The sequence below is a fragment of the Sulfurimonas sp. RIFOXYD2_FULL_34_21 genome (assembly GCF_001830805.1).
GTDB lineage: Bacteria > Campylobacterota > Campylobacteria > Campylobacterales > Sulfurimonadaceae > Sulfurimonas.
Genome location: NZ_MICH01000015.1, coordinates 1 through 18,211, shown reverse-complemented (window position 1 = coordinate 18,211; position 18,211 = coordinate 1). Strand labels below are relative to the sequence as shown.

Annotated in this window: 23 protein-coding genes; all 23 read right to left on the bottom strand. The window is 41.8% G+C overall.

Annotated elements, in window-relative coordinates; all coding sequences use genetic code 11:
- Positions 1 to 5: 5 nt before the first annotated feature.
- Positions 6 to 1,910 (bottom strand): TonB-dependent siderophore receptor, encoded by a 1,905-nt coding sequence (locus tag A2530_RS10065; protein ID WP_294885529.1) that lies wholly within the window; start codon positions 1,908 to 1,910, stop codon positions 6 to 8.
- Between the two features lie 85 nt (positions 1,911 to 1,995).
- Positions 1,996 to 2,505 (bottom strand): flavodoxin, encoded by a 510-nt coding sequence (locus tag A2530_RS10060; protein WP_294885531.1) that lies wholly within the window; start codon positions 2,503 to 2,505, stop codon positions 1,996 to 1,998.
- Positions 2,506 to 2,556: 51 nt separating this feature from the next.
- A complete protein-coding gene (locus A2530_RS10055; protein ID WP_294885570.1) occupies positions 2,557 to 2,847 on the bottom strand; it encodes a ferritin in 291 nt (96 codons plus the stop codon).
- 129 nt (positions 2,848 to 2,976) lie between these two features.
- Entirely contained in the window at positions 2,977 to 3,507 is a 531-nt protein-coding gene (locus tag A2530_RS10050) for a DNA adenine methylase (RefSeq protein ID WP_294885571.1), read from the bottom strand.
- 45 nt (positions 3,508 to 3,552) lie between these two features.
- A complete protein-coding gene (locus A2530_RS10045; RefSeq protein WP_294885533.1) occupies positions 3,553 to 3,771 on the bottom strand; it encodes a DNA adenine methylase in 219 nt (72 codons plus the stop codon).
- 92 nt (positions 3,772 to 3,863) lie between these two features.
- Complete coding sequence (locus A2530_RS10040) at positions 3,864 to 4,811, bottom strand: phage late control D family protein (protein ID WP_294885535.1); 948 nt, start codon at positions 4,809 to 4,811, stop codon at positions 3,864 to 3,866.
- The gene (locus A2530_RS10035) at positions 4,802 to 5,005 is read right to left on the bottom strand and encodes a phage tail protein (RefSeq protein WP_294885536.1); all 204 of its coding nucleotides are present in this window, start codon (positions 5,003 to 5,005) and stop codon (positions 4,802 to 4,804) included. The genes A2530_RS10040 and A2530_RS10035 overlap by 10 nt, the downstream gene beginning before the upstream one ends.
- The gene (locus A2530_RS10030) at positions 4,998 to 5,372 is read right to left on the bottom strand and encodes a phage tail protein (RefSeq protein WP_294885537.1); all 375 of its coding nucleotides are present in this window, start codon (positions 5,370 to 5,372) and stop codon (positions 4,998 to 5,000) included. The genes A2530_RS10035 and A2530_RS10030 overlap by 8 nt, the downstream gene beginning before the upstream one ends.
- Entirely contained in the window at positions 5,372 to 7,948 is a 2,577-nt protein-coding gene (locus A2530_RS10025) for a phage tail tape measure protein (RefSeq protein ID WP_294885538.1), read from the bottom strand. Before A2530_RS10025 ends, A2530_RS10030 begins: the two co-directional genes overlap by 1 nt.
- Before the next feature lie 207 nt (positions 7,949 to 8,155).
- Positions 8,156 to 8,290, bottom strand: a complete 135-nt coding sequence (locus A2530_RS10020) for a hypothetical protein (RefSeq protein ID WP_294885539.1) — start codon at positions 8,288 to 8,290, stop codon at positions 8,156 to 8,158.
- A 20-nt stretch (positions 8,291 to 8,310) separates the two neighbouring features.
- Entirely contained in the window at positions 8,311 to 8,520 is a 210-nt protein-coding gene (locus A2530_RS10015; RefSeq protein WP_294885541.1) for a phage tail assembly protein, read from the bottom strand.
- A gap of 10 nt (positions 8,521 to 8,530) precedes the next feature.
- Entirely contained in the window at positions 8,531 to 9,037 is a 507-nt protein-coding gene (locus A2530_RS10010) for a phage major tail tube protein (protein WP_294885542.1), read from the bottom strand.
- Positions 9,038 to 9,049: 12 nt separating this feature from the next.
- Entirely contained in the window at positions 9,050 to 10,252 is a 1,203-nt protein-coding gene (locus tag A2530_RS10005) for a phage tail sheath subtilisin-like domain-containing protein (protein WP_294885544.1), read from the bottom strand.
- Between the two features lies 1 nt (position 10,253).
- Positions 10,254 to 10,736: a hypothetical protein gene (locus tag A2530_RS10000; RefSeq protein ID WP_294885545.1), complete on the bottom strand. Its 483-nt coding sequence runs from the start codon at positions 10,734 to 10,736 to the stop codon at positions 10,254 to 10,256.
- Positions 10,718 to 11,317 carry a hypothetical protein gene (locus tag A2530_RS09995; protein ID WP_294891526.1) on the bottom strand — a complete coding sequence of 200 codons (600 nt, stop codon included), beginning with the start codon at positions 11,315 to 11,317 and terminating at the stop codon, positions 10,718 to 10,720. Before A2530_RS09995 ends, A2530_RS10000 begins: the two co-directional genes overlap by 19 nt.
- On the bottom strand, positions 11,266 to 12,261 hold the full coding sequence (locus A2530_RS09990) for a reverse transcriptase/maturase family protein (protein ID WP_294885549.1): 996 nt from the start codon (positions 12,259 to 12,261) through the stop codon (positions 11,266 to 11,268). Before A2530_RS09990 ends, A2530_RS09995 begins: the two co-directional genes overlap by 52 nt.
- 254 nt (positions 12,262 to 12,515) lie before the next feature.
- Positions 12,516 to 12,917 carry a four helix bundle protein gene (locus A2530_RS09985; protein WP_294885551.1) on the bottom strand — a complete coding sequence of 134 codons (402 nt, stop codon included), beginning with the start codon at positions 12,915 to 12,917 and terminating at the stop codon, positions 12,516 to 12,518.
- A gap of 31 nt (positions 12,918 to 12,948) precedes the next feature.
- Positions 12,949 to 14,910 carry a hypothetical protein gene (locus A2530_RS09980; RefSeq protein WP_294885552.1) on the bottom strand — a complete coding sequence of 654 codons (1,962 nt, stop codon included), beginning with the start codon at positions 14,908 to 14,910 and terminating at the stop codon, positions 12,949 to 12,951.
- Positions 14,897 to 15,394: a hypothetical protein gene (locus tag A2530_RS09975; RefSeq protein WP_294885553.1), complete on the bottom strand. Its 498-nt coding sequence runs from the start codon at positions 15,392 to 15,394 to the stop codon at positions 14,897 to 14,899. Before A2530_RS09975 ends, A2530_RS09980 begins: the two co-directional genes overlap by 14 nt.
- A 44-nt stretch (positions 15,395 to 15,438) precedes the next feature.
- On the bottom strand, positions 15,439 to 16,176 hold the full coding sequence (locus tag A2530_RS09970; RefSeq protein ID WP_294885555.1) for a phage tail protein I: 738 nt from the start codon (positions 16,174 to 16,176) through the stop codon (positions 15,439 to 15,441).
- Positions 16,173 to 17,258: a baseplate J/gp47 family protein gene (locus A2530_RS09965; RefSeq protein ID WP_294891525.1), complete on the bottom strand. Its 1,086-nt coding sequence runs from the start codon at positions 17,256 to 17,258 to the stop codon at positions 16,173 to 16,175. Before A2530_RS09965 ends, A2530_RS09970 begins: the two co-directional genes overlap by 4 nt.
- The gene (locus A2530_RS09960) at positions 17,236 to 17,529 is read right to left on the bottom strand and encodes a GPW/gp25 family protein (protein ID WP_294891523.1); all 294 of its coding nucleotides are present in this window, start codon (positions 17,527 to 17,529) and stop codon (positions 17,236 to 17,238) included. Before A2530_RS09960 ends, A2530_RS09965 begins: the two co-directional genes overlap by 23 nt.
- 9 nt (positions 17,530 to 17,538) lie before the next feature.
- The gene (locus tag A2530_RS09955) at positions 17,539 to 18,063 is read right to left on the bottom strand and encodes a phage baseplate assembly protein V (protein WP_294885560.1); all 525 of its coding nucleotides are present in this window, start codon (positions 18,061 to 18,063) and stop codon (positions 17,539 to 17,541) included.
- Positions 18,064 to 18,211: the final 148 nt, after the last annotated feature.

Sequence of the window (18,211 nt, the reverse complement as noted above, 5' to 3'; positions counted from 1 at the left end):
GCTCCTTAAAATTTATAATTAAGACGGCTATAAACCAATCTTCTTTTTAATGCAAAATCATAGTCATCATCCAACTCTTTATCGGTAAGATTTTCAACTCCCGCATAAAGCGTTAGATTTTTCAATATCTCTTTTGAAAACTGCAACCCAACCGTTGCATAGGCACCTATATCTTTATTACCGTTGTACTGTTTGCCTATATAATTGACTCTTAAAGTACTTTTAATGTCATAAGGCAGCTGTGTAGTCAATTTTAGATTAACTTTATGAGATGGTCTAAGCAACAACTCCTCACCTGTTGACTCATCTTTTGTATGGAGGTAACTATAACCGACGTAGATGTCTAAGTTTGACAAAAGCCTCTCTTTTTCATACTCAACTTCTAACCCATAAATAGTGGCTTCATTGACATTTGAATACAATTTTTCTTGATATGTTATTGGTCCGCTTACCGTAGTGCCATTATCTTTATATGTTATCAAATCGCTTACTTTCGTATAAAAAGCAGTTGTTTTAAAAGAGGTCGTATCTTTTGCATACTCATATCCTAACTCATAGCTATCTGAGACTTCGGGTTTTAAACCGCTGTTTCCATGAAATCTATAAAAGAGCATTGGAGGTGTTGTCGTAATCGGATACGAGAGAACATAAGCATCTGAGTTTTGAGTTAAAGATGGAGCATTAAATCCGTGTCCATAGCCGCCTTTAAGTCTGTTTGCTTCGTCAAGTTTATAAACAAGATATGCTTTTGGACTAAATTCTCCGCCAAATTTCTCATGTTTATCATATCTAGCACCAAGTGTTAAGAGTGTTTTATCCATCACTTCTATTTCGTCTTGCAAATATAGCGATGTATAATCTATCTTATCTTTAAAATTTTTTGCAGGAGTATTATCATACGCTTTGTGATACTTTTCCGTCCTTCTCTCAGCTCCGACAACTATGTAGTTTTTTGCAAATGCACTTACGGCAAACTCGGCATTGGCAACCTCATCATCCATTTTATGTTGATATAAAAGACTTGCATCATCACTATGAGCATCAAGAGATGATACATAATATTTTAAGTTTATCTTTATATCATTAAACCTTTTTTCATAACCTATGGCATTGTGAGATTTATCGATATCATAATACTCATCATATTTAATGTTATCCCTTATCTCGTTACCAAACATGGATGAAATGGATATCTGCTGCGTATCGTCGATGTCATACCAAAGATTTAATGCACCGTTTTTACTATCTCTGCCTTCCATCTTTGCCAGTATAGCGTTTGGGGTATCTCTTGTAGGTTCTATATCTATTATCTGCCCTGAGAATATAGCAGATAATTTATCGGTTATTTTGCCGCCAATGCTTATGGAGTACTCTTGTTCATCTCCTCCATCTGCACTACTTATGCCGTATTTTGCACTAAACTCACCCGATAATTCATTTTGCGGTTTTTTTGTTATGATATTTATGACTCCGCCGATTGCCGATGAGCCATAAAGCGAACTCATAGGACCTTTTACAACTTCTATCTTCTCTATTGCATTTAAAGGTATCCAGTTATATGCAAAATCGCTCATTCCTATAAGTGCATCACTTGCACTTATTCTGCGTCCGTCTATTAGTATCAAGGAGTGTTTAGAATCCATTCCTCTTAGGTTTATAGATGATCTGCCGTATTGTGAACCTGAATTTACGCCTGTACTTATTCCTGCATACTCTTGCAGTACTTCTGCTATATTGTTTGCATTCATCTGCTTTATCTCTTCTTGCGAGATAATTGTATAACTTCCTGCCGTATCTATAGCCGCAGAGGGAGATTTTGCAGTAATGACAATACTCTCCAGTTTCTCTGAAGCGCCAAGTTGGCTAAGAAGCAACATGCTTGTAATAATACTGATTGGTAGTTTTTTCATAGTAATCCTTCGTAAGATTTATTATCTTGCTGGCTACTATCTGTTGTGGATTTTGCTGGCTAACTGTTTTTTTAATATATATTTTTTATATTATTTGCAAACGAATCCGTTCGCACCAAGTGTCAATACGATTGTTAGTTTCATCACTTTGGTTATCATCATCTAGTGCCAAACCAATGAAATTCTCTCCATCTTGCGCTTTTGAGGAGTCATGATAATATCCTGCGATAGACCATCCGCCTATAGTTTTTGCACCTTGTGATACAACAACTTCATAAAGTATGCCCATAGCGCTTAAAAACTCATCCGGATACTCTTCTTGATCGCCCAAGCCAAAAAATGCAACGGTTTTGTTGCTAAAATCAACCTTTTTAAACTCTTCAAAAACATCTTCCCAATCATCTTGAAGATCTCCGTCACCCCAAGTAGATGTACCGATAATCAACTTTTCATACTCTGACATTTTTTCTAAAGAAACATCAGCAATATTGTAAATATCCACACTCTCTTTACCGCCTAAATTTTCTAAAATTCGCTCAGCGGCTCTTTGGGTATTTCCCGTACTGCTCCCATAAAAAATCGCGACCTTTGCCATTTATATTCTCCTAAAAAAGCTAAAGCACACACAAAGTGTGCTTTTTTATTGTTATTTTTGTCTTAGTAGAGCCTCTATCTCTCTATCTATCATGTAAAGACCTCTTCCTTCCATGCCTATTATTTCAAATTTATCTAAGATATCTTTAAAAAGTTTCTCTTCCTCGTGTTGTTCACTCACATACCATTGCAAAAAGTTAAATGTCGCATAATCTTTTTCGCTAAGTGAAATATCAACCAAATCCAGAATTGATTTTGAAACCAAAAGCTCGTGATTGTAAGTTTTTTCAAATACATCTTTTAGGTCTTTAAAACCACCGTCAGGTTTTGCTATAGCATCTATTTGTGCAATCGCACCTGTAAAACGGTTTTTGAAATGATAGTATTTTGTATTTAAAATGAAAGTCCAACCTTTAAAACGGGTCGGATACTTTCATTCTATGTGCAAAATTAAACACCGTTTAAATGGTATTTAATAGTTAGTTATAAAGACTTCTTGAACGCTTTTCTTAACCCCGGACACATTCGCACCAAGTGTATAATCAATCTCTTTGGTCTTTGTGATAGTGAACTCCTTATATAGCTCTCTAACCAGCCGACAATCATTATATGATACAAGGAACTTTCCTTTTGCTTTTGCCAGTGCGCTTGCAAGTTTCTCATGCTCTGCATGACCAAAGCCTCCAGTGTTCTTATAATATGACTCAGTGTCAACATAAGGCGGGTCACAATAAAAGAAAGCGTCATCGCTGTCATAGGTTCGGATTAGCTCTTCAAAGCTCATATTCTCAATAGTAACCATCTTGAGACGAGAGCTCCACACCTGAAAGCTTTTATAAATGTTTTTAGGCTTTCTACTCTTGGCAGACATAGCAAAGTTATCTCCTTTTGAGCCAAAGCTTTGAGTCAACTGGTAGAAATAATAAGCCGCTCTCTCTATCTTATTGCGTGGGCGATAAAAGCCTTTTTTGATGCCGTCGAATATAGCACGGCTTATAAGCATGTTATTGAGATAGAACGAGAGTGTTTGAGGCTGAGTTTGTATCATTCAATGCAGATTGATAAGGTCTCCATTGATGTCATTGACGACCTCTGCTTGCTTTGTTCCGGTAGGCTTTGGTTTTGCATAAAGAACATTTAATGCGCCTCCAAAGACTTCAACATATAGCCTATGATCCGGCATTGCCGCAACGATGTCTTTTGCAAGTTTCGACTTACCGCCGACCCAACCGAAAGGTGCCTTGAGCTGTTTATTTGTAGTGTTCATGTGTACTCCTCATTGATAAAGATTAACGGCGCAAATGCCGATATAGTCAAAGCAGCCATGAGGAGTTGAGGGTGTGGCTGCTTCTCGCTTAGTTAGTTTTCAAATTCTACGGATGTTTCCCAGCCACTTGACGAAAATGTGTGGCTCACGCTTTTTATGCTGTAAGTTTCATCGTCTTCACCTCCTAATGTATTTGATAGAGTCAACTTGCCTCCGGCATATATCTCAACGCCAGCACATGAGAATGAGCCTGATTTTATGCCTTGATTTGCTTTTTGAAGCTTCGCCTCTGCTTTTATCTTTGCGTCTGCTTTATCCTTGAAGCTTCCCTCGAGGACTAATTGAGGAGCACCTGAACCGACAACAACTTCCTTTTTTACATTGTCTTTTGTGTCGTGCCAAACAGCTTTGCAAGAGTAGTACAAAAGCTTATTTGAGTGCTTTATGGTAAGACCTGAGACTTTGTTTGCGTCAATAAAGAACTCAGGGAGCGCATCATTCTTTTTGCCGTCTTTTTGTTTCTTCAGAAAGACCAGGACATTATTTTTTATGCTAAAAATCGCATTAAGCTCTCCAGCGAGTCGCTTTAAAAAATGCAAGTCGCTTTCATTGTTTTGAGCCTGATGAGAGATGAAGACATCATCATAGTCACTATTAAGCGTAAGACCGTTGTGAGATGCTATTTGCTCGCACAAAGCCTTAACACTCATCTTCTCAAAACTTCGACTCTTCTTTTGCTTTATAGAGTCACCAAAGTCCGCACCAGTTGCAGTTATTTTGAGTATATGGTTGTCAGTTCGCTCGCTGGTTTGCACCTTAAAGAGACCGCAATAAAAAACACCGCTTTCTTTGTAGCCAAGCCAAAGCTTGAGCTCATCTTGATACTTTGGACGCTGGAAGTCTCCATAAACATTGATTGTCAGCTCATCACTAACATTGCCGTCCTCATCTTTAAATTGTAAATCAATAAGGTTCTTGGCGATATGACCGGTAACATCGGTACCGTTTGCCTGAATGGCGAAAATTGGTGTCAATTCCATAGTGATTTAAGCTCTTTTACTTTGATTTGATTTTCTATTGTCGGTAGATAGACAATATCTCCAGCGTCAAGTATTGTCTTGCCGTATATATGTTTATTAACATCCATAACCGACTTAAAAACATCAAGCGTCTTGTAATTGTCATAAATGATTTTGTCTAATCTATCGCCATCATTTGCTATATATCTAAGCATCGTAATACCTTGCCAGTGAGATTGATACATCACGCTTGACAGCCTTGCCGTCTCGCACAAAGTCTCTACTTGTAACCTGAATAGACTGCACCAATACATTTCCGATTACCTTGCCGTATCCAAGCACCATAAAAAGAGGCTTTTTCTCTTTTGCGGTCTGTATGAACTCATCAAGCACGCTTTGCTTTTGCATAATCAAAGAAGCCTTGAGCTCTATCGTTTCCGAATATTCATTGACAGACTGAAAAGCCGGTAGCGTTGCAAGACGATCAATCTTTTTCCAACCAAACTCAAGTGAGTATGAAAGTTCATCAAGCTGATGCTTCGTGAGCTCCAACTGATACTCTCCTATCATTGCGTAAAACATCAAATCACCTCGTCTTCAAAACTTCTATTTTTTGCACTGTCTTTAATCCTTGAAAGAGCAACTCTAACCTGGTCTTCAAGATTGCTTTTTAACTGCCCGGCTTCGACCACTTTACCGTCAGTAGCTTTGACGATGATGTCTCCGGTGAAAGTAACATCGATTTTATACTGCTGTGGAGACTTTGACTCTTTAGCTGTTTGTGTAGCCGGTGCAATGTGAGTCTTAGGCATTACGGTACTTGCTGGCATACTTTGAGGCGCAGCAACGAGAGAGCCTCCGATCATAACAGCAGCCGCAGTTTTTTTGGCAGCAGATGAACCGCCTCCAGCACTTACCTCGGTGTTGTTTACTGGTTTTATGCTTTGTTTCCTTGACTCAGATAATGCGATTGGTTTTGGTTGAGGTGCCTGATACCCCTTATCCGATACCGCAATCGGCTTAATGACTGGAGCTACTGTCTTGCTCTCGGTGACCTTGACATCTTTTTTAAATACCTCACTACCTATGTTTTGAGTATTATTTGTCAGCTTGACGGTTTTCTTTGTGTCTTTGTCATCCCCAAAGCCCAAGAAGCTTTTGACACTTCCCCACATCTCTCCGACTTTTTCAAATGTCTTGACAAATCCAGCAACAAGCCCTTGCCATAGATTGATAAAATAAGTCTTTATCCCTTCCCAGCTCTGCATGACGATACCAATTGGATTAAAGCCAAGGACTCCAGTGATTGCCGTCCAAGCCTGACCAAATACGGATAAAACAGAGTTCCAAACCCAAACAAAAAAGCCTCTGATTGGTTCCCAGTGCATAGCAATTAAACCAATAGGGCTAAAAGATAAAGCCATTTTTATCCCGTCTTTAGCTGCACCAAATATCGATAAAACACTATTCCAAACGCTTGAGAAAAAACCTTTAATTGGCTCCCAGTAAGTATAAATAGCGTAAGCGGCTCCAGCTATTGCGAGAACTGCCAAGCCGATCCAAGCAATGCCACTGCCAACAAATCTCAAAGCGGCACCAAACTTTAATGATGCACCACTTCCCACAGTTGCAGCCGTATTGTAAGCCCATTGCATAGCTGTTAAAACTCCAGTTTTTGCAGATGTCAGCATCTTTGTGAGACTCAATCTGTTAAAGGCTAGTCTGAGACCATTTACGACCGGTATTTGAGCAAGCAATGAGCCCCTCAAAACAATTGTTGCCATTTGGAAAAGTGTTTTTGTTATCGTAGCAATTTTAATGACTGCGACAAGTCCAAAAAATCCCATTGCAACACCGCCGATAACAGAGCTAAGAACGGGAAATGTATTGATAAAACCATCAACGCCGTTTACCATCACGCCGATACCGCTTGCAAGTAAAGTCGCTGCCGGCATGAATATTTTTCCTATGCTCGCTCCGAGATTTCCAATTTGCTGACCAAGCAGCTCAAACCCCTTGCCTCTTTGCATTGCATCAGCCATTTGCTTGGTTATGCTAGTGCCTTTTTCCATCTCATCATTAATCTGTTTTTGGCTCGCTGTCAAATCTTTTGTTTTATCAATAAGAGCGGTCACGATCTTAACTGCTTCATCACTTCCGAAAGCTTCTTTGAGCTTGTCCATGTTTTCAACTTTTTCCAAGTCTCCAAACTTATCCTTTAAACTCTCAAGAATTTGAGACATAGGAAGCATCTTGCCTTGAGAGTCTGTCATTTGGACTCCGAGCTTCTCTTGAGCTTTTCCAACATTCATCAAGAACGCACGATAACTGGTTGCGGCTTCAGATGCAGAGTTAAACGCACCTTTGGCATTTCCTATAATTGAAAGCTGCTCAGATAAACTAACGCCGAATTTTGTTGCGACTGCACCAAGAGTTGATAAGCCTGTGCTTAAGTCAACACCATCCGTTCTAAATGCCATAACCGAGGTAGAGATTGCTGCACTGAATTTCTCACCAAAATCAAAGTCACTTTTAAACTGGTCTCTATAAATTCCATATCCAAGCGCAAAAAGCTTTGTCATTTCAGATGTTGAAGCTTTTGTCGCAGTAGCTGTCATCGCTGCTAAACTCGTAAACTTAGCAACACCCTCATCAGATAAAGAGGCTATACCGGATTTAATGTCGTAGCTTGCTTTGATAAAATCGCTTGTAGTTGTACCGGCAAACTGATTACTAAATTCTCGACCGGCTTTTGTGATTTTTTGGATACCGGCTTCGTTAATGCCAAGAGATGATATTTCGCCTTGAGCTTGCTCGACTTGCATTTGAGCCATAATGGGAGCCCTGATAACCATTGCAGTTCCAAGCACTCCCAAAATAGCGTTTTTCTGAGCCAAAAGCTCTTCTTTTTTGGTCTCAAATTTCAGATGAATAATTGCATCTTTTTTGAGCTTTAGAAGCTCAGCATTAACTTTTCTAAGTTCAATTTTTGAAGACTCAGTGTCCATTTTACGAAGCTCAACCCTTTGAGAGTTGAGTCCGTTTATCTTTTCTTTAAGTCCACCTATGCTATTAATTGCGGTACCAATTGAGGATTTAAAAGATGATGAAACAGCTGCTCCAATTACGATACCAAGTCCCATTGCTTTCAATGACATCTCTTATCCTTTCTATTTTATTAACTATTGCGGTGAACTACTACTGGAGAACGCTACCGGATTACAATTTACCTTTTGCAATCAGCTTCAGCATTTTCTTTTTCGTTCCACTCTTTTATAAAATCATTGCTTCTTTTAAACACTCTGTAAACAGCTGATAAAACACTTTTTTCAACCGTTTAAACACCGTTTAAAGCGAGGGTTTATTTAACCCTCAGCTCTTCTTATCATCTCATCTTGAGCCATTTTATTAAGAACCACAAAGTCCGAAACAAACATCTCGAGAGAGTCGCAATACCCTTGATTAAACATATTGCCCAAAGAAGCTATGCCGATGAGCATGTCGCTCCACGGCACGCCAATTAAGCCAAAAAATCATGCAACTCTTTTTGTAGCTTCTTGTAATCTTGGACACTTAAGTCATCAATCTCATCGACACTCATACCGGTAAGATTTGCAATCAAATGTACCTCTTTATCCTCTTCGCTTGCATGATGTGCAACTGCACGCATATCTCGCACTTTTGGCTCTCTAACCGTTACTTCTTTTCCGTTAATAGTAATTTTTTTCACTGTTTACTCCTTATAAAATGTTTTCTCGAAGCTCTTGCCACACATCTTTGCCGTCAATCTCACACACATAAGCGTCAAGGTCAATAAGCAGTTGAGTCGTGCCGTCCTCCTCAAGCTTATAGAATGAGCAAGCCAGCTCCATACTAGCCGCCGTCTCTTTGCCGTATTCAACCTTTGGAGACTCAAACTTCTTAATTTCTCCTCTGAAGGTTGCTACATGAGAGAAGTTTCCTTTTTTACCGGTGACATTCCATTTAACATAAATGCTTGTCTCTTCCGTCCCATGTTTGCCTAAGCTCTCGTAAAGAACCTTATTGTATTCGCCGAACTTTAGCTTTGTTGTCAACGCCTTGAGCATCAAAGTGTTAATGTCTCTTTTATAAACGCCGCCGTTCCCTTCAAATGTCTCGAACTCAATTGCCGGAAGCTCAACCTCTGAGGTTGTGCCGACAAAGCCCATTCCCTCAACATAAACTACCGCCCCGTTGATTGTTTGTGATTTTCTTACATCAGCCATGATCTACTCCTTTTATGAAATTTGTTTGATGAGAACATCAGCGTATTTGTCAACATAGCTGAAGTTGACCTCAAGACGCTTGACGATAGGCATGTTTTGCATCTCAGCAACCATGTAAAACTTACCGGCTGTAATGTTCGCCCTGGTATTCTTGTTTGGATCCCAGTACACATTGAAGCCGAGCAATACTTGAGAGCCTTTAAGAGCCAAGAGCATTTGCTCAACGGAGTCTTTTGCACTTTTTAAAATGTCAGCTCGACGGTCAATTGCCCAAAACAACCCCTCAAGAGCAGCCTCACATACACGGTCGAATACACGCACTCTTGTAAGGTCTTGCCAAATCGGGTCAATATCAGTCGTCTCGCCGCCCCATGCTCTGAAGCCTTGATAACGAATAAGCGTTGTTACCGCTTTGGTTCTCAAGCGATCAGCTTCACACTCTTGCCCTGGAGTAAACTCAACATCACGCTTTGTTCCACTGATGCCGTTTACAACTCTATTGGAGAAGCTGTCAGCCCATCCATACTCAACCTCGCTGTCAGTTCGTGCGATCATACCCGCTATCCTTGCAGACATAGGCTCATAAGCTGCTGCACTTGCAACCGTATCCCAAACCTTGACATAAGGGTCACAAATCAAAAGGCGTTTTGTGCCGTAATTTGCAATCTTAGTGTTTGCGTCAGCCTCATCGTCTGCATTTAGATCGATGATACCAGTTGCAAGAAGTCCATCTGCAACCGCTTTGAGTTCAGCATTAACATCAAGGTCATGTGAGAAATATGGAGCGATTAGTAAGTTTGGTTTAACTCCAAATCTTGCAGACGATTTTCTCAAAGCTCCGATTGCAGTGATGATGTCACTTTTAATCTCAGGCTCAGCGTAAAACTCCTCCGGCTCTCCAGCTGCTTTTTGTAGCGCAGTGATTTGAACGATTGAGAGAACAACCGGACAATTTACATTTTGATCCACAATACCGTCAAGCGCATTTCGCACGGTTCCGAGGTTCTCACTGAATACCTCAAGAGCTTCGTCAGGACTTCCGTAATACAAAAGACCGCTGTTTTCTGTAAGCTCTGCAATGATTGCAGCATCAGCCGTATTGTTTATGTCAAGTAACGCTGTCGCAGCGATACCGATTGGAGTGGAGCTTGCGATTTTAATTGGTCTCGCAGCGTTGACCGTTGTGATGGTATTTACACCGTAATTTGATGCCATGTTATCTCCTTTGAAGTAGTTTATAGAGTCTATTTGGGCTTATTCTCCCTGGATTAAACTCACCTAATTTGACGCAACCGGCGATTTGAAGTATTCGGCTTGATAGCTCTGAGCAAAACCACTTTGACTCATTATCCCTGACCGCCACAACAAAGCCTGAAACACCGAACCAGTCATAAGACTTACCAAGCTGTGTCTCGGCAAATACCCGGGCAGTTGACTCGTCCAAGCCTGAAACATCAATATAATCCCATGCTTCAGTGTTGATCGTATGCTCTTTGGCTCTAACTGTCGCTTCTCTTGGAGATGATGAAATCATCACTCCATCCGAGAAAACAATCTCAGTGTGAGAGTATCCGAGCTTCCAGCCACCGTTAAACTTTTCTTTAAAATCACTCGTCCACCAAGCAATCACTTTGTCAAGAGCGGTTGCATTTTGCTGAGTGACTTTGTAAAAAGCTACTTTCATTCGTATTTCTCCCAAACGGTTTTCATTTTATTGATTGCCGCTTCTTGAGCCTTAGCAAGGCTTTCAATTTGAATGTCGTGGAACTCGTTATCTTTGCCTTTCCAAACAACGGTCGTCTTGTAAACAGCCGCATAAGCTTCAGCTGCTGTCATACCTCCGGCAACGGCTTGATTGAACTTCCAATTTGCCAGCGTAAGGATACGGTCAACCCTATCCATTGCGGTCTCATCAGCATCGTACTCAATAGAGTTCACGACAACGGTTGCGATTGTAAGCTCAGACGCACGCTGTTTTTTCATAAACTGCCACTCGAGCATCCACTGCTCGCTTTGTGATTTTCCAAGCGTAAAAGCAGCAACATCGATGTCAGTCATTTCGACAACCTGAGCATCGAGCCACTCCAAGATTTCTTCATCCGTACCATCAACCGAGCAAACCTTGCCCTCTGCTGTCGGGTAGATTTTGATTTTGTCATTTGGCAAGTTGTGATAAACCAAGCTCAGTGTTGCATCGCTTGTCTTTTCATCAACAAAACTAAAATATCTCATGTCAGACTCCTTTGAATTTTTGTGGGTAACTTTTGAACCATGTCGCACTCCTCCAAGATTCTTTTGTAATAGGGAATTGTTTGCGTGTTTTTCGCATGACCAAGCATGCTCGCAATAGACTCCACTTTTTGTTTTTTGCACGCTCTTCTAAATTTGTGCATCGCATACTTTCTGACAAGCCTATGAGATTGCCAAGTGCGATACCCTACGAAGTTAATGCCCCGTTTGATTTTGGCTCTTGTTGCTTTTGATAGCTCAAGACCAAGCTCACTTTTTAGAAAATCCGTAATCCGGGACAGATACTCTTTTGACTGCTCAAGCGTCAAACCAACCAGGACAAAATCATCAACATATCTGACATAATTTTTAACCTTGAGTTCTCTCTTCACAAAATGGTCGAGAGGGTTAAGGTAAATCAAGCCATAAAGCTGAGACAGCAAGTTTCCAATAGGCACGCCCTTGTCAGAGTCATATTTGGTAAATTGCATCAGCAGATCAATGACCGCCTTGTCTTTGATTTTTCTCTCAAGCATGCCTTTTAAAGCTGCTCTGTCAAACGAGTAAAAATACTTTCTAATGTCCAGCTGGAGAAAGTAGCTCTCCGGGTCAGAGTCTCTCATCACCGTTTGCAAATACTCACTCGCACTTTGACATCCGTGATGTTTTCTGCATCCATGTGATTGTGTGATAAAACCCTTTTCAAAGATAGGATAAACCACTCTATACAAAGCATGCTGCACAACAATATCTCTAAACGCCGGAGCAAATATCTCTCTCTTTTTTGGTTCATAAACTATAAATTTGTTGTACGGTTTCGGCTCATAAGTGCCTTGTCTTAACTCAAGGATTAAGTCGCCCATCTCTTTTCCAAAGTTGAGCTCAAACTGGTAAACGGTCTTTTTGTTTCGCTTATTGTTCTTTGAGTCTCGAAAGGCATTAAACATATTCTCACTGCTTATGACCTCTTCGTATAAATTTCCATAACGCTTCAAATGTAATCCCTTTAGAGCTTCGGCTGTGCCTACCACAATCGAGGTCTTAGTATATTTCGCTAAAAAGCCAGACACCATATCCCTGTCGATCCACTTTTTGAAATACGAGGATTTGCAGTCACGCCCGCCAACATTGTTGTTCGAGTTCGAGCGAACATTATTCAAATTCCGAGTCCGCACGCCGGACAGACCGGAATTGTTCCAATTGCCGCCGACAATCGGACACAAACATAATCGTATGGTGCCTGATGGTGTTACCATTGATTTTCTTCTTTGACCTTTTTAATCCATCCTCCAATCATGCGCCCGAGCTCATCAGCCATTCTTGAAAGAACGGCAAAACGCTTTTCGCTCATGGTCGTTGGATTTTTCTCATCCGTCTTCCCGTCTTTGAACTCAAAGTAACCGAGATGATAAGCCAACAAAATCTTTGCCTTAAGCTGCTCAAATTGAACATCCATATTTGACAAAGAGGTCTTTTTGTAATATCTCTTTTGACCCTCAACCATCAAGTCAAAGACATTGTAAGCGTCTTGCCTGATTGACTGACACAAAGCATATTTCTCATGCCTTGGAAAGTGATTGAGATAGAGATTTAACTGCTTGAGAAAATCAATGTATTTTCTGACAAATGCAGTCTCCGCATCAACTGTCATAACTCTCCTTTATTTAGGATTCGCAGGGTTCTCACCCTGCTACAGAAGGCACCAAACAGGCACGGCCGCCAACATCGGTGGACGAGCTCGAGCGAACATCAACCAAATTCCGAGCCCGCACGCCGGACAGACCGGAACTGTACCAACCGCCGCCGACAAACGGACACATTTCGTTCACCTGGTATCGCCAAAAACCATCGCCGCCAAATCTATCCGTACCGCTTGCACTGACTGCACTATCATTGAGAGGCAAGCCAAGATTATCAAGACGATAAGCGTTGTTAGTTCGGACGGTCTCACCGCTGAAAAATTGATTTGTTCCATTGCCGAAAGCGACTTGAGTGTTGCTCAATGTCAGAGGCATAGTCAGTGCATCATAATTGGTCGTTGTGTAGGCTACCGCCGCAGTGAGGTTCTTGACATCAATGCTCTCTTTGAGCACCAAATGAGCTCCAGCGGCACTTGTAATGTAACCGGCTGCAACCTCATGCATATTTCCGTTTAGGTCAACTACACCGCACTTTTGACCGTTGTGAGCAATTTTTGCAAACACCGTATCTGTTACGCCTCCCGTCAGACCACATGTACTGTATGGCGAAGTCGTATAAACAACATTCGCATCATTGACATCCTTGAGAGCATTGTTGTTACACCCTTTCGGCTGATAAGGTGCAATGTCAGCCCATGCACACGGAGCAAAGTTATTGTTGCGATAGCACGCTTGATAATGAGCATCGGCAAGGTTTGCCAGCATCGTATAAGTAAAAATGGTCGTGAGCGAGTAGTTAGCTCCTCTCGTTTTAACTGCTGCATACATACCCTCATAAGTAGCCGCTGGAGCTTGAGAGTTTGCAGTCAGTGTTGTAATAGGATTGTGAGCTGCTGCCGTACTGACTGGATCAAGGTTTCGCTTAGAAACCATCACCGTTCCCTCTTTACCACCAAGGTACTTATCAACGAAAATACCGGCAACCTCTACACCGTTATTGACAAAACATCTCGGCAAGCCGTACCCAGCTTGAGCAGAGCCGCTGATGTCAACTTGCAAGCCGTTGTAAGGTGCAGCCGTGTTGAGCGAAAGTTTCACATAGTGCTTAGGAATATAAACCATCACCGAGCCTGAAGCATCAGTATAGTTTCCAAAGTTTGCGTGTGCCGGGTCATTGTATCCGGTCATCGGAGTCAAGCCAAAAGAAGTGACAAGCGTATCAGGTGCAACACCGACACCAAATCCAACTCCTCCAGGTACCCCAATGCTTGAGAGCTTGAGTTGAGCCGTTACGGTGATACCTGAGCTATAAGAGCCATAATTGTCTTTTGCACGAACCCTGAAGGTTACAGTCTCATCCGTTGTCACGCTTCCGACCGTAAACACATGAGCAGAGCCAGCGGCAACCTCAAAAGTTGCAACACTCAAATGTGCGCTTGAGATTTGATCCACAATGTAATGCGTTACGGTGCCGTCTGCATCAGTAGCACCCGCAAAGGTGTGATTGTATGTTTGGTTATTGTAAAGCGTCGCCGGAAATGTATTTGTCGGATTTGTCGGCAGTTGGTTCGGCTGAATAGTCGTGCCATTGCTCCCAGTCCACATGTTCGCACCTGGTGTATTATCTGAGCAAACAAAAAGCTCAGCTGTAGTGATATTGAGCCATTTTGCATTCAAGACAGTAGGATTGACATTAATGCCAGGATTTGCAGCATCCTCATAATCAAAGCCTGATGGAGCTTGAAGATTTACCCATTGACCCCAAGTGCCGTCGTTTTGTTTGAAACGCACAGATGTACCGTCCCACTCATGCTCAAGACCGACACCATTTGCCAACTCTTGCAGTTCAGACATAAGCTCATAATGCAAAGCGTTCAATCCTTGCACTGCCGCACCTGATTGACTTCCGATTGCAGCGAAAGCTCCGTCGTATTTATTGAAAACCTCTCTTGCTTTATTTAGCAACTCTTCAATTGCTAAATTCAACTCCTCAGTTGTTAACATCGATTACTCCTTTATCAATTAGTTTATTTGTCAAATCAAAATAGTTCGTTGCGTTTGCTACGACTGGTCTTAAAACATTTTGTTTATGGTTCAAGAGCTCAGCCGGTGTCACATACTCACTATTTTTAAAGACAATCACGCCAGGACTGCCCTTTACCGCCACCTTGACGACAAATGTGCCGCCGACACCTGAGATAAGCACTATCTTTGGAGTCGGTGTGATACTTACTAGCTGATTGTCAGTCGAGACAAGACCTACCGCAAAAGTATATTTTTGCAAGTCCTCCTCGAGTGGCAAAAGCAGCTCAAAAGTAAGCACGCCCTCATCATCAAAATATGCAGTCTCAACAACACCGTGATAAAAAACATATCCCTGAATGTCGGTATAAGTCACGACCTCGGTGTCGGTTAAGATTGCGTCAAGCGTTGCGTTCGTGTAATTAGTTGCACCAATGAGAACGAACTTAGTGACCTGATTTCTCAACTCAGTGTTTAATATGCCGATACCCTGATTGGTTGGTACGGCGGTTAGATTCGCCATGTAATTCCTCCTATTGCGTTAAATTCAAACCCCATGCTCTTTTGGAGCAAGAGGTCTGTTTGACTCTCGACTCTTTGCACGCTTGCACATGCAAGAGAAAGGTCAGCCTTTGCATTGTCTTTTTTTGTCGTTGTTAGCCGTGATCCATCAACATAAGCTGCTCCCCAGTAGTTATTTAAAGCACCGCCTGAACTCTGCTTGAGGTCTGTTTGACCCGATGTGTCAGTTATCCAGTTTAAGCCAGTATCACATCCGAGAAGACCTTTGCTTTTTGGCAGCTCTACATAAAAGTTGAGAAAATGCGAACGGGCATTTTTGGCAGAATTGATAAGCTCTCTGCACTTCTCGAACTTCTTTGCGTCAAAGACAGCATCAAGCGACACACCAATAGTTACTTTTGCGTTAAAAGTGTAAGGCTCCCCACCGATGTCAAACCACTCTAAAATCTCAGCTTCAGAAAACACCGATAGCAATACTTTTTTTACTGCGTAAAGAGTCCCTTGATAGCGGTGTATTTCGATTGCATTTGCGATTAATGCTCTGCTCTCTGTCTCAGATAACCCCGAAATATTTACATCAAGCATGTGAGCGAGATATGGGAGCAGCTCAGCCCTTGCATCTTGAGGCAGTATCGTGACTCCTGAAATATCAAGCGTTGAAGCATTCTCAAAAACACTATCAAGCCCTTTAAGTGTCGAGCTTTCATTTTGAGGCAATAGCGTCATGCAGTCACCTCAAATGAGAGTTGAACTTCGTTGATAATGATGACATCTGCTGCCGTCGCAACAACATCGCTTGTTGGCTCATTGATAACGACTTTATAAACTCCATCAACATGACAGCTTCTTATGATGTCCGAGAGCGTGAGGTTTTGTTTTATTCTAAATCTGCGGTTTAAATTGGTTCTGATTGTGCTTTCAATATTGACAGCACGACTCAAGTCAAAAACAGTTATTGACGCATTGATAATAATATTGACCGGATTTGCCGCCGTTACATTGACGGTGTCCGTCAAAGGTCTTACTTTTTCATGGTTCAAGGCAACTTCGACACGATCAATCATTTGCTCATCCACGCCGTCAGCTGATGCAAGATAAACATTAACGACACCAGGTGAAGGAGAAACAACGCTCACATCATCGACACGCTCATCGGAGCTCATTGTGTGATAAATGTAACTACCAACACTTCCGGCAGTGCTAAATCTTGAGAGAGACAAAAGATACCGCTCACGCAGTTCCTCATCACTCTCCGGTCTGCTTCCATTTGCGAACGGATCAAGTGATTTAGCTTTAAGCACATAGGGCAATGGCGTTGTGATATTCTCTGTTTTGGCAGCATCAAACTCAATAAATGACTCAAGCTCAACAACTCCGACGGCTTTTATCTCTCCGGCAACAATCGTTAAATTGCTTTTTAAACGGCTTTTAAACGCTCCATCGTCACTGATTAAAGACAGACCAGCTGGAATGATTACATCAGAGGATGAGATGCGACTGAGCTCAAATTCATATTGTGCATAAGGATAGGCACCAGGAAGACGCTCAACTCCAAGACCGGCAACAAAGTTGTCAAGGTCAGTTCCGGTCGAAGTAGGCAGTAGCATCGCTTTGATTGCCTCATTTATTCTCGCTCTAAGAAACATCTCTTTATATGTAAAGCTTTCGATAAGCACCATCCAGTCATCTGACTCGATAGGCTTCCATGCAGGGAAGATAAGCTGAACTTGAGCTATGTTTTGAGCAAGAAGCGTCTCATATTCAAGCTCTTCAATTACTGCTGGTTTAGGCAACGCCAATAAATTCACGCTCTATCTCCTCTCCATTGTCAAAGTGCAATGTGTAATAAACCTTGCCGTCTTCTAATTTGCGAAGCTCTACATCAGTGAGCTTCACTCGTTTTTCCCACTTGTCAATCGCTTCAGCAGTAAAGCGCACAAAATCAAGTTTCCACTTCTCATCCATTCGTTTGTCGATAAGCTCATGGAGCCTACTTCCAAACTCGGGACGCATCACTCTTGTACCGATAGGCGTTTCAAGTATTCTGCTAATTGACTCTGCAATTCCTACTTGGTACATGACTTGCCTTTACCTTGTAGATGCGTCGGGATGATTGTGTGATGTCAAGTCACCTTTCACATCTTCAATCGTTCCGCTTACTTTTAAATTGCCAATGACATTGACATTGCCTTCAATGCTTACGGACGGGCATTTAATCTCTATTTTTCCTCCGGCAACCACTTTTATGTCTTGTACGCAATTAAGAAAAAGAACCTTTGCTTTTGTGTCATACAAAACAACCGTGCCGTCTTCAAACTCCATGACCTCGGTCGTGTCGTTTGCAAGCTCGGGCTCTCTGCATCCACGATTAAAAATACCACGGATCACAAAACCGCTGCTTGCCTCACCGTATGGAGAAATGACAATCACTTGCTCTCCGACTCGAAGCGGCACAAAATGCTTTTTAAAAGTATTTGCAAACATCAGCACCGGCAGCAAATCAGTCACTCTATCAAGTAGCGTCACCCTGACCAGGGCTTTAGCTTCAACAACCTCGCTGATAGTTCCAACGGCTGCTATGTTTCCAAGCTTTCGGAGTAGTTCTGCATTCATTTTTCTATCTCCAGCATATATTGCTTAAAGTCATCGGGCGGCAAATGTTTGAAAAAGATCGCCCTTAACAACTTTAGCTCTTCGCTCTGCTGTTTGACAATCTTTTTAAGCTGCTCAATCTCTTGTTGTTGCTTTTCGATTGTCTTTT